Here is a 12,657-nt window from a genome sequence, read left to right as displayed (position 1 = left end):
CCCCCCTTTATACCCCCCTTTATACCCCCCTTTCAAAGGGGGGCTAGGGGGGATGGGGGCTAGGGGGGATGGGGGCTAGGGGGGATGGGGGCTAGGGGGGATGGAGAGGGGCTGGGGGTGAGGGCTGTAGCTTAAGTTGACATGAATGACCGATGTGCGCCCAATTTAAAGACTATCTGGATCGATATTCAACTCCCGCAATTTTGCCGCTAACCGTTCAGCGCGTTGAGCTTCTTGTTCTCGCTGTTGTTCTAATTCCAAATAGGACAAAAACCGTTGCCGATCAGGTCGATATAATTCTAACCCTGCTTCTGTTAATTCAAACCGCACAGTTAAGCGAGGACTGACCCAGCCGGACATGGGTTCAATGACTTCTAATAGTCCCTCAATTCTTTGCCACCCTCTCAAACCTTTATCGTCTGGATCATAGAGGTAATATTCTTCGACACCATAACGGTTATAAAATGCCAGTTTTTTATCCATCTTAGTCTGGCTGTCATGATAGGAACGGATTTCAAAGACAACCTGCGGCGGGATATTGTTTTCGCGCCATTGTAGGTAGGAACGACGATCGCCTTTTGGTACGCCAAACACAACCATTACATCCGGCGCTTGGGATATGGTGTTCTTGCCTTCGACAGGATACCAAAGTAAGTCTCCGGCGACAAATACATTTGGGTCATCTTTAAATAAAGCATCACAGCCCCCTTGGATTTTGGTAATCCATTGATATTGAATGGTGCTGTCTGCCATGGGTTTACCATCACTAGAGGGATAAATAATTTCTTCTTTGGTGAGTGTCATCGGATTAAAACCTAAGTTGAATTTACTTAGTTATATGTTGTTGTGCTGTCGTTGAGGGATATTGATTAAATTCTATCAAAATTTGCCCCTCTAATATGATTCCCCTGTAGGGGCGACCCGCTTGCACTAATTGAAAACTGTGTCTATTCAATGTGATCGGGTCGCCCTTTCTTTGCATGGGAAGTCTAAACATCTTAGTCGGGGCGGGTTTAGTCACATCTGGGTGCAACCAAAAAGATAGTTGTGAAACCCGCCCCTACACATTTAATAACACGAATGTCGCTGACTTAAGCTGGTTTCGTAGTAGGCACGAAGCGTGCCAGAAGCGCTAAAGCGCTGACTACAAACTTGAAAGTCAGTACCATTTTACTTAACAATAACGTTGTTTAGATTGAATTATTTAAACAAAATTTATGTTTAATATTATATCATGTTTAGATCATTTGATTCTCTAATTGTGCCAATTTATTCTGAGCAAAATTCCTGACTTTCTCATCGGGAGCATTTTCGGTTCGGTTACGCAGTAATGGTAGAGTCTGGGGATGGTTTAGATATTGTTCAATAATTACCTCAAGTGCAGTTTTACGAGGATTAGGTGTCTTGTTTGTCTCATCTTTTAAAGGATTTGTCTCGTCTTTTAAAAGATAGGGGTCATTTACGGCGCGATCGCGTATAAATTCAAATATCCCCGATTTATCTTTCCAGCCTCGTGCTAACTCCTCCAATGCTGCTGCTCGGACATGCCAATGATCACCAGTAGTCAGTGATGTAAGGTTTATGGCGAAGACAGCGCAACTACGAATTTAGGTTTTGTTCCGATACTATTTATCGTAATACATTGACTCTAAATGTATGACAATTGTATGTCATTTTATGTATGACAATTCGCGATATTTGAATTTTACTCGTCGCTGAATAAGTCAGGATTTTATATAGATATAATTTTGTCGGCTTGAAGATGAGATTTTAATTTACGAAATTAAAAAATTATCAGCATAAATACTGGTTTTTATTTATTTGTTCATAAATTATAAATAATTGATAAATTTGTTGCTGAATATCAATCTGCTGCAATAGCATAGGGATAGTGAATAAAACGGTCTGCTAGGATAAAAATCTGGGTATCTATAGTAGTATTGGTTAAGCGCTACCATAGAAGGTATGTCAATCAAAGCCAATACCTCGTCAGGTTATTTGGGTTAAATCTTGAGCAAACCCAGCATTTATTAGAAGGCTGAGTTATCCGTTCTCAATTCAGCCGAAAAAGATGATCGGCTCCTGTCCTACAGATTGGTTAAATTAGGGTTATCTATGATTGGAGCTTGACTGGCTCTGATTTTGCGGCGGCTCAATTTTTATTTTAAAGCTTGACGCTATAAAAATTAGCCCAGTTGTTTGAGACACTACTCCAAGTATTGAATCCAATCCTCCAATTGGCTAGCTCTGGTTTAAAAAAAGGGAACTTTAAAAGCCAGGGATATAGCTATAAGTTGATTGTTGATTCATCCTGTACCTTGTTGAACAAGCTTTCCTTGGATTCAACTGAACGAAACGGTAAGTATCCAGCGATGATCTACACCTTGACAGACTTACGATTTTGCGGAATACGTTTGGCTTACATTTTAGGAAAAATGCCCTGAGTAAATTTATCGGTAAAGGCGTAATCAATTCCATCCCTGTGCTAAGAATCTCCTCTAATCTGGCAAAACAGAGGACTAGGGGAGTTTTCCAGGAAATGAATGGACTGTATTTTCTCTCCTCCCATCTCCAGTAGGGAGACGGGATTGTTCAACAGAATCTAGAGTGGTAGGTAACCAGCCATGTTGGCAAAATTTCTAAAAAATTTATCCAACCAGAAAAAACTTCAGAATCAAATCCTATTGCTGCTGTTTTTAAGCAGTCTTATTCCAGTCTCGATTGTGGGACTTTATGGAATATTTTCGTCCACTACCGCCCTATCCGAATTATCGGAAACTCAACTCGAGGATAAAGTTGCTGACGACGCCGAAAATATTGGCGCTGTCTTAGAAGGGATTAATGAGGATGTTTTGTTCCTAAGTGAAATTCCCGCAATTCAAGGAATTATCCGAGCGGAAACGGGTGGTGGAACGGATTCGCAAAGCAATCAATCGGCTGATGCTTGGGTAGAACAAGCCGAGGCTATTTTTACGAGTCTAATGAAAGCGAAGTCTGAATATATGCAGCTTCGGTTTCTTGACGAAAACGGTCAGGAAGTGGTAAGAGTTGATTCCGATGGGACGACGACAACAGTTATCCCAAAATCTGAGTTGCAAAATAAAGGCGATCGCGACTATTTTACGGAAGCGATAAAACTGGCTCCAGGTGAGGTTTATGTCTCCCCGGTGAACCTGAACCAGGAACGCGGAAAAATCGAAACGCCGTTTAAACCTGTGATTCGCTACGCCACACCTGTTGTTAACTCAGCCGGGGAAAAACAGGGGATTGTGATTGCTAATGTCTTTGCAAATCAGTTCCTCCAATTTATCGAAGATGCTAATTTAAGTAAGGGCGAAACAGCCTTACTGGTTAATGCAGATGGCTACTATCTCTCCCATCCTAACGATGAGAAAGAGTGGGGATTTGATCTGAATACCGATGAAACATTGGCAAAGGATTATCCCGCTCAAATTGTTGAGCAAATTCTCCAAGGTGAACAGGGATTAATTGGTACAGGAAGTAATGAACTAATCAGCTATGCCAAAGTTGATCCAGCACCGAATCAACCTGGCTTTTTAGTGGCTATCCGTACTGTTCCTAAAAGCACGATTTTTGCTTCTGTAAATGCCTTTAAACTGGTGGCGACGCTGATTATTTTAATGTCCCTCGCCGCCGTGCTACCTGTAGGTGTTTTCCGGACACGCCAACTAGCCGATTTAATCAAACATATTGTGACTCGGATCTCCACCGCTAGCCAAGAAATCTTTTCAACTTTAGAAGAACAAGAACGGGTGGCGAGTCAGCAAGCGGCTTCGGTGAATGAAACCACCACCACCATGGATGAGCTAGAAGCCTCCTCCCGACAATCTGCCGAGCAAGCCAAGGCTGCTGTATCCGCCGCTCAGAAAGCCCTAGAACTGACTCAGGGAGGAACACAAGCGGTAGGTGAAACCCTTGAAGGGATGTACATTCTGGAAAATAAAGTCGGCGCGATCGCACAACAGATTGTTCGTCTTTCTGAACAGGCTAATCAAATTGGTAGTATTTCTCAGTTGGTGTCTGAATTAGCTAACAAAACCAATATGTTAGCCCTCAATTCCTCGGTAGAAGCGGTGCGTGCGGGAGAACATGGTAAAGGCTTCTCTGTGGTTGCTAATGAAATTCGTAAATTAGCCGATCAAAGTCAACAATCCGCCGACAAAATTAGTCTTCTGGTTTCAGAAATTCAAAGTGCGATCAACTCAACCGTAATGGTGACTGATGAAGGCACAAAAACCGTCGCATCCGGTGTACAAATTGCCCAAAAAACCAATGACGCCTTCACTGGTGTAGCCGATGCGGTTGACAAAGTGGTGTTAAACAATCAACAAATCTCCCTGAACTTGAAACAGCAAGTCGATGCGATTCAACAAGTCGTTGAGGCAATGGAAACCATTAATAAGGGCGCCAAAGAAACCGCCACGGGTATTAATCAAACCAAGATAGGTACTCAGCAACTGAACGAAACCTCTTTGGAATTGCAACAGATGGTTTAAATGTGCGGGGATGTTCTAGACTTATACCGAGTTGCGCTCAAACATAGTAGATAGGAAAAGCAGGGGTTGTAGAGACGTAGCATGCTACGTCTGGAAGCAGGGGAAGAGAAAGTTATATCTTTGAATGCAACTTGGTATTACTATGCTACGTCTGGAACATTCAGTCAGGGTGGGTTTAGTTAAATGTGAGGGTAAGAAACGATAATAGTAAAACCCGCCCCGACAAACCCGATCTCTGTTCCCTAACTAAGGACAAATGAAAAATGATAAATGACGAATGACAAATGACAAATGACAAATGACGAATGACGAATGACGAATGACAATGATAGACGATGAAGAACTGCGAAATTTGTATAAAACGGCGGGCAAAGAACGTCTAGAGAAACTCGCTGTCGGTTTGCAACATCTACAAAAAAACCAAGAAAATGAGACAACTTTAGAACAGTTGCTGCGAGACGTTCACAGCCTAAAAGGAGACTCCAAAAGTTTAGGCGTTGAGGCTGTAGAAACCCTTGCCGATCGCATGGAATGGACTCTGGGACGAATTAAACGCCAAAAGCTGGTTTTTTCGCCCTCGGTAAGTCAAGTTCTTGATCACGGATTAGATGCAATTCGTCTTTTCGTCGCCGAAGCTGTCACCGGTAAACCTAGTGGTGTAAATTTAGCTGAGATACTGGATCAATTTCAACAAATGGCTGTTGAGCCAGTAGAGAAAGCCGTAGGTAGAGACGTGAAGGTGGAACGTCTAGAGGGAGAGGAAATGAGCGCAGGTAGAGACATTCCGGTGGAAACTCTATCATTTGAATTAGCCGAAAGCTATATCGATGATGATGAATTACGACAAGTGTATCAACTTGCTAGTGGTGAACGGTTGCAAAGCCTAGAGGCTGGATTACGTCATTTGACAAAACATCCAGAAGATGAATCTATCTGGGAACAATTGCGCCGGGAAGCCCATACTATTAAGGGTGATTCTCGTAGTGTTGGCGTGGAAACCGTGGAAATTCTGGCTCATCCCCTAGAAGAAATTATCGAAAGCCTCAAATCCCAACCCACCGCCTTTACCCCCCAAGTTAGCCAAACCTTAAATCAAGGATTAAATGCTATTAGCAAATTAGTCCAAGAAGCCGTAACCGGTCAACCCAGTCTAGTCGATACCACTCAGGTACTGGAACAATTTATGCTGGTGCTGGAAAATTGCCAACAATCGGCTGTGGCTTCTCCGGTTCAGGAGGATACTCCAAAAGAAGAATGTCTATCCTCTGAATTAGCAGAATTAGCAGAAAGCTATATCGATGATGATGAATTACGACAGGTGTATCAACTCGCCAGTGGTGAACGGTTGCAAAGCCTAGAAACTGGGTTAGGTGATTTAGCCCAAAATCCAGAAAACGAAGCCATCTGGGAGAAATTGCGGCGAGAAGTTCATAGTCTCAAAGGCGATTCTCGTAGCGTTGGTGTGGAAACCGTGGAAATTTTGGCTCATCCCCTGGAAGAAATTATCGAGAGCCTCAAATCCCAACCCACGGCTTTTACCCAACACGTCAGCCAAACCTTACATCAAGGATTAGATGCTATTAGCAAGTTAGTTCAAGAAGCGGTAACCGGTCAACCGATTGTGGTGGATACGACTCAGGTGTTGGAACAATTAATTATTGTACTCGAACATTGCCAACAATCGGCTGTGGCTGCTCCGATTCAAGAGGAAGCAGGGTTTGTCGGGGCGGGTTTTACTAATAACGTTCACTTCACTCAACCCACCCCACCTCAAACATCTCCTACCCCTCAACTCGCCCCTAGCTTTATCGAAGATCAAGAACTACGAGAGGTTTATCAACTCTGTAGTACCGAACGGTTGCAGATTTTGGAAGCTGGGTTACTGTATTTAGAAAAAGATCCTGATGATGAAGCTACTTTAGATCAATTATTACGGGAAGCCCATAGTCTCAAAGGGGATTCTCGTAGCGTTGGCGTCGAATCGGTGGAAACCCTAACCCATCATATCGAAGAAATTTTTGATCGGATCAAATCTAAACAGCTTGGTTTTACCGTCAAAGTCAGTGAAAGTCTCTATGATGCATTAGAGGCAATCAGTCGCTTAGTTGATGAAGCGGTAACGGGTAAACTCCAGGGAGTCGATACGGCGCAAGTGCTCAACCAATTAATCGTCGCAATTGAGGCTTCAGCACAATTACCCCCTGTGGTAACTGTCTCCAAATCAGCGACTCCGCCCATTTCTCCCCCGGCTTCCCTGAGGATTGTGGGTTTACCTGATGTCCAATCCTCCCCATCGCAGCGCCCCCTCAGCGCTACGTTGATTGAAGATGAGGAACTGCGGGATGTTTATAAACTCGCCAGCTTTGAACGTTTACAGAAACTAGAAACGGGATTACTGCAATTAGAAAAGCATCCTGATAATCAAACCATTTTAGACGAATTACTGCGAGAAGCTCATAGTTTAAAAGGAGACTCCAGAAGCGCAGGCGTTGAACCTGTTGAAGCTTTAATTCACCACATTGAAGAGATTTTAGGGGGGATTAAACTCAAGCCAACAATTTTAACCCCAGATATTAGCGATCGCTTGTATCAAGGATTGGATGCAATGGGTAAACTGGTACAGGAAGCGGTGACGGGTCAACCAACGGGTGTAAATACTGTGGAGGTTCTCAATCAGTTACTAGCGGTTTCTCCCCCTAGCTTACCTGATGCTGTACCGATTCCGATTAAACCCCTTCCCCCTCAACCCTCGATATCCAAAACCCCAGGAATTAGTGACGCCTACCGTATCGATACAATTCGCGTTCCCACTCGTGAGTTGGATACTTTAATGGCGCAAGCTGAGGAACTGAATGTAACTAAACTTCGCATTGCATACACAGCATCAGAAGTTGAGGAACTGGTGACACTTTGGCAAGAATGGAAAGCCTTTTATCGTCAAGCCCGATCCGGTGAGGCGATACCAAATGAAATTAACCCATTCCAAGAACGCTTAGACCAAAAGATTAACGCCTTGCGAACCGCTACTCAGGATAATACCACCAATTTGGATTTAATTGCTGAGGATTTACGGGAGAGAATTCAAACCCTCCGACGATTACCTCTGTCTACCATTTTCCAGTTGTTTCCGCGTATGGTGCGGGATTTAGCCCGGAAACAGGCTAAACAGGTAGAGTTAGTGATTGAAGGGGGAGACACGATGGCGGATAAAAATATTCTGGAAGATATTAAAGATTCTTTAACCCATCTGATTCGCAACGCGATTGATCATGGGGTGGAAACACCTGAGGAACGCGAGAAAGTGGGTAAACCTCCAGTGGCAAAAATTTGGCTCCGGGGTAATTTAATTGGTAATATGATTGTCATTGAAGTCGCCGATGATGGGCGCGGGCTTGACTTAGAACAAATTAAGCAGACGGCGATTAAACGCAAACTTTACCAACCCGATGAGCTGGAACGGATGAATTCCAGCCAAATTTATGAACTCATTTTTGCCCCAGGATTCTCCACGCGAACCTTTATTACCGAAATTTCTGGTAGGGGGATTGGCTTGGATGTGGTACGGACAAATATTGAACGACTCAAAGGCGCGATCGCGATTGAATCGACTCCCAATCAAGGCAGTAGGTTTCGTATCCAGCTTCGCACAACTTTGGCAACGGTTAATGCGTTATTTGTTGAGGTTCAGGGAATTACCCAAGCTCTCCCCATTGAATTTGTCCAAACCAGTTTACTCCTTTCTCCTGATGAAATAGAAACCATTGAGGGGCGCGAGAGTTTAAAGTGGATGGATCAAAGGGTTCCTGTCGCCAATCTCGCCGATGTATTGGAACTGTCAAACTCACCAAGCTACGCCCTTACCGCCAAAAAGGAAGCGCCGATTTCTGAGTTGCGATCGTGTATTCTGCTCAAGGTTGGAGAGGAACTTTCTGGGTTTTTAGTGGATCGCCTTTTGGATACCCAAGAAATCCCCCTCAAACCTCAAAGTTTGTTATTAAAGCGGGTGCGAAATGTTTTGGGTGCAACTATTCTCCCCACGGGCGATGTTTGTATGATTCTCAATCCGGCTGATTTAATTAAATCGCTGCAAAAACAAAGTCCCTCAACGGTTTCTGTTCAAACCAAGACGGTTGTGCAAGCTAAACCTACGATTCTTTTAGTCGAAGATTCCCTTGCGGTTCGTACTCAAGAAAAACGACTTTTAGAACGAGCGGGATATGAAGTGGTGATTGCTGTGGATGGATTAGAGGGTTATACAAAACTCAGAAGCCGTCATTTTGATGCGGTGGTTTCTGATGTAGAAATGCCTCATTTAGATGGGTTATCGCTAACGGCAAAAATTCGCCAGCATCGAGACTATCAAGACTTACCGATTATTTTGGTAACTACTTTGGATTCAGAAGCAGATCAGCAACGGGGTGCCCAAGCAGGAGCGGATGCTTACATTATTAAAGGTAAATTTAACCAAGCATTTCTTTTGGAAACCTTAAGCCGACTTGTTTAATTGAGTTTGATTTGTACGTAGTTGGCACTTTAGTGCCATAATCGCTAAAGCAATTACTACAAAAACCTTGTTTAATTGAGTTGGGCTTGTACGTAGTTGGCACTTTAGTGCCATAATCCCTAAAGCAATTACTACAAAAACCTTGTTTAATTGAGTTAGGTTTGTACGTAGTTGGCACTTTAGTGCCATAATCCCTAAAGCGATTACTACAAAAACCTAAAATATAACCGAATAAAAAATGAACAATGACGATTAAAGTTTTATTAGTTGAAGACTCCAAAATATCTTTAGTGATTCTCAGACGAATTCTGAATGAATTCCCCCAAATTGAGGTAGTCGGAGAAGCCCCAAATGGGTTAGAAGCGTTGAGGCTAATTCCTAAAGTTCAACCCGATGTGATTTGTACTGACTTGCACATGCCTCAGATGGATGGGTTGGAATTCACCACTGAAGTGATGAGTCACTATCCTAAACCAATTCTAGTCTTAAGTGTTTCAGTACAGCATGAAGATACCCATCATATCTTTGATGTTCTCGAAGCAGGGGCTGTTGATATTTGTCCCAAACCGATTGCTGGATTAACCATGAATAATCAGGCATTTAATCGAGAATTAATTAATAAAATCATTGTCCTGTCTGGCGTTACAGTATTTAAGAAAAAACCCAAGCTTTTAGTTAAACCTAAGCCGATAAATCTGCAAGATCTGACGTTTGCTCCAGCAAAATCCTATCCGAAACCTAAAATAATTGCCATTGGCACATCAACTGGCGGACCTCCGGCGTTGCAGGAAATTCTCTCTCAACTTCCAGCTAATTTTTCCGTTCCCATAATTTGTGTTCAGCACATTTGTCAAGGTTTTTTACAGGGGTTAATCGATTGGTTGTCTGCTACGTGCAAATTACCGATCAAGATTGCCCAATCTGGATATAAACCTCAACCGGGAATCATTTATTTTCCTCCAGAGCAACATCATTTAGAGTTAAATAATCAGGGTAATTTTATTTGCTCAGATAAACCTGCTTTAGACGGGCATCGTCCATCAGTAACAGTCACATTTGAGTCTGTCGCCAAAGTATACGGCAAGAAAAGTACAGCAATATTATTAACAGGAATGGGTAGAGATGGAGCAAAAGGAATGTTAGCAATTGCCCAAGCTGGCGGGTTAACCATTGCTCAAGATGAAGCCACGTCAATCATCTTCGGGATGCCCAAAGAAGCCATTGATTTAGGGGCGGCTAGGGAAGTCTTACCCTTGGACGCGATCGCGCCGATGTTGCTGGAACTTTTACAAAAAAAGTCGATTGTACAGTAAACCGATTAGGTAATGAATGTGTCAACACCAAATGAGTTAAGTCCTAAAATCAAACAAGCCTTTATTCGCTTAATTGCTCACCATACTGGTTTAGTTATTAGAGAGCGAGATCAAGCCGCTTTACAAGAGAAAATATTTTCTAGAATGAAGGACATTAAACTAACATTTACTGAAGATTATTACCTGTTGCTAAATTGTCCAACTTGGGAAGCTGAGCAAGAGTGGAAAAATTTGGTTGTTTTGCTGACTAATCTGGAAAGTTACTTTTTTCGAGATAAAGAACAGTGTAGTTTGCTCAGAACTAAAATTTTGCCTGAACTGATCCAGCGTCATCAGGGAGATAAAACCTTACGTATTTGTAGTGCGGGATGTTCAACGGGAGAAGAACCCTATTCCCTGGCGATTCTGCTGAACGAATTAATTCCTGATATCAAAAACTGGAATTTAAGAATTTTTGGTATAGACATTAATCAAGATGCCTTAGAAAAAGCAAAACAAGGAACTTACAGAGCTTGGTCATTGCGAAGTATTGATCCGCAGATTAAACAGAATTATTTTCAATTCATTGACAATCACTACCAGATTGAACCCAAAATTAAACCCTTAGTCAAATGGCAACAGCTCAATTTAGTTAAAGATCCTCTGCCGCAACCTCACTTAGATTTACAGGATTTTGACTTAATTATTTGTCGAAATGTCTTTATTTACTTTGAATCTTCCGCCATTGCCCAAGTTTTGGATAAGTTTTACCATGCGCTCCAACCCTTAGGATATCTGATTACTGGTCATTCTGAACTGTATGGTCAAGTTTTAAAGCAGTTTCAAACCAACGTTTTTCCCGAATCCCTGGTTTATCAACGTCAGACTGAGAGTTTAGTTTATACGCCTGTGGGTGATGTCCCTAGCCCACTCACTTGGGATACAGAAGACGATTATACCTTAGCCTTTCATCCGGAAACACTTGAAGATGATCTAAAAAAAAATACGATAAAAATGCAGCATGTGGCATTGAATCTGCTCAAGCAGTTACCGCCAGATACTCACTTGCAAAAACTGGGGAATTTAACGGCATCTGAACTGATTGAACAAGTCGAATCCTCATTAAATATTATTGATCAAGATTCTCTATGAAAGACAATTCCTATTTTATCTTTGGTTTAAATGATCGGCTGTATGGGATCAGCACAGCTTACGTAGAAGAAGTCTTTCCGCTCCCAGAGTTTGTATCCATTCCAGAAGCTCCGCGTAAAATGATTGGCGTGGTTAATTTGCGGGGAGAAATGATACCCGTTACCGATTTTAATCAGAGTTTAGGCTTACAATCATCGGACTACCGTTTAACTGACAGTGTTATCGTTCTAAGACGAGAAAAAAACAAAATTGGCATTATTGTCAATCAGGTTTGTGAAGTCCTGACGATAGCCCCAGATGAAATTACAACTGAACTTGCTCCGCATCAAACTGTGACGGAAAACGGCGTTATTGGTGGACTCACACGCCACGCTGGTGATATCCTGATTTTAAGTGATCCTGAAAATTGGTTAAGCTCGATAGACAGCCACACATTTAACCTAGTCGAGAACTATCTCACCCAAGAAATTCCATCGAGTCAATTGAGTGAAGAAATCCTCGCCAAACCAGCCGTATTTGCCCCAAATGCGACGCCAGAAGAACGAGAAATATTCCGAGAACGAGCCGATAGTCTAAAGCTTCCATTCGAGAGCCAAGATTTAACCCTGGTAAAATCGTTAACAATTATTGTCTTAAATCATCAGTTATTCGGGATTGATTTAGGAATCGTGCGGGAGTTTACCGAAATCCAACAAGTGACTCCCATTCCTTGTTGTCCCCCTCATATTGTGGGAAACATGAATCTGCGCGGGGAAATTGTCACCTTAGTGGATATTCGCCCGGTGTTGAATTTGCCCTTAGCGGCGATAACTCCAAGTTCTAAAGCGCTGATTGTGGAGGTTGAGGAGATTTTGGCGGGTGTAATTGTGGAAGATGTGCGTGAATCGATGTTCCTGCTAAATCCGCTCCAGATCATCGCCGTGACACCTGATACAAATAGCATAAATCATGAATATTTGCAAGGAGAAGCGGTCTATGCTGAAAAAATAATGAGCATTCTGGACTTAGGGAAAGTTTTCTTGAATGGTGGCTTAATCGTTGAGCAAGGGATGTGACATCCTCCTACACCAAATCAAAGATTATGGTGTAGGCTTCCAACATCGCTGTTAGATATTGCTGCCCTGCGCCACTTATCTAGGCAAAATGCCCCCGACAGCCCGACTTGACAGCCAATTTCTTTCCCCCAGAGTCC

At 42.7% G+C, this 12,657-nt stretch carries 8 protein-coding genes; 6 read left to right on the top strand and 2 right to left on the bottom strand.

Annotation, left to right across the window (positions count from 1 at the left end):
• Positions 1-165 precede the first annotated feature (165 nt).
• Positions 166-804, bottom strand: a complete 639-nt coding sequence (locus RLO19_RS19475) for a Uma2 family endonuclease (protein WP_446359096.1) — start codon at positions 802-804, stop codon at positions 166-168.
• A 176-nt stretch (positions 805-980) separates the two neighbouring features.
• Between RLO19_RS19475 and RLO19_RS19470 the strand changes: the two genes are divergently transcribed.
• A complete protein-coding gene (locus tag RLO19_RS19470; protein ID WP_446359094.1) occupies positions 981-1,136 on the top strand; it encodes a hypothetical protein in 156 nt (51 codons plus the stop codon).
• Positions 1,137-1,238: 102 nt separating this feature from the next.
• Here RLO19_RS19470 and RLO19_RS19465 read toward each other — a convergent pair whose 3' ends face one another.
• Positions 1,239-1,529 (bottom strand): hypothetical protein, encoded by a 291-nt coding sequence (locus RLO19_RS19465; RefSeq protein ID WP_446359093.1) that lies wholly within the window; start codon positions 1,527-1,529, stop codon positions 1,239-1,241.
• Between the two features lie 1,095 nt (positions 1,530-2,624).
• On the opposite strand from RLO19_RS19465, the gene RLO19_RS19460 reads away from it, so the two are divergent.
• The 5 genes from RLO19_RS19460 (at position 2,625) to RLO19_RS19440 (ending at position 12,520) form a co-directional block, all read left to right on the top strand.
• The gene (locus RLO19_RS19460; RefSeq protein ID WP_446359091.1) at positions 2,625-4,517 is read left to right on the top strand and encodes a methyl-accepting chemotaxis protein; all 1,893 of its coding nucleotides are present in this window, start codon (positions 2,625-2,627) and stop codon (positions 4,515-4,517) included.
• Positions 4,518-4,836: 319 nt separating this feature from the next.
• A complete protein-coding gene (locus RLO19_RS19455) occupies positions 4,837-9,021 on the top strand; it encodes an Hpt domain-containing protein (RefSeq protein WP_446359089.1) in 4,185 nt (1,394 codons plus the stop codon).
• Positions 9,022-9,266: 245 nt separating this feature from the next.
• Positions 9,267-10,334: a chemotaxis-specific protein-glutamate methyltransferase CheB gene (gene cheB, locus RLO19_RS19450; protein ID WP_446359087.1), complete on the top strand. Its 1,068-nt coding sequence runs from the start codon at positions 9,267-9,269 to the stop codon at positions 10,332-10,334.
• Positions 10,335-10,352: 18 nt separating this feature from the next.
• Entirely contained in the window at positions 10,353-11,465 is a 1,113-nt protein-coding gene (locus tag RLO19_RS19445) for a CheR family methyltransferase (protein WP_446359085.1), read from the top strand.
• Complete coding sequence (locus RLO19_RS19440) at positions 11,462-12,520, top strand: chemotaxis protein CheW (protein WP_446359083.1); 1,059 nt, start codon at positions 11,462-11,464, stop codon at positions 12,518-12,520. The genes RLO19_RS19445 and RLO19_RS19440 overlap by 4 nt, the downstream gene beginning before the upstream one ends.
• Positions 12,521-12,657: the final 137 nt, after the last annotated feature.

The sequence above is a fragment of the Coleofasciculus sp. G2-EDA-02 genome (assembly GCF_040226375.1).
Taxonomy (GTDB): Bacteria; Cyanobacteriota; Cyanobacteriia; order Cyanobacteriales; family Coleofasciculaceae; genus Coleofasciculus.
Note: the sequence above shows the minus strand (reverse complement) of the source record. Positions and strands in the feature narration are given on the sequence as shown.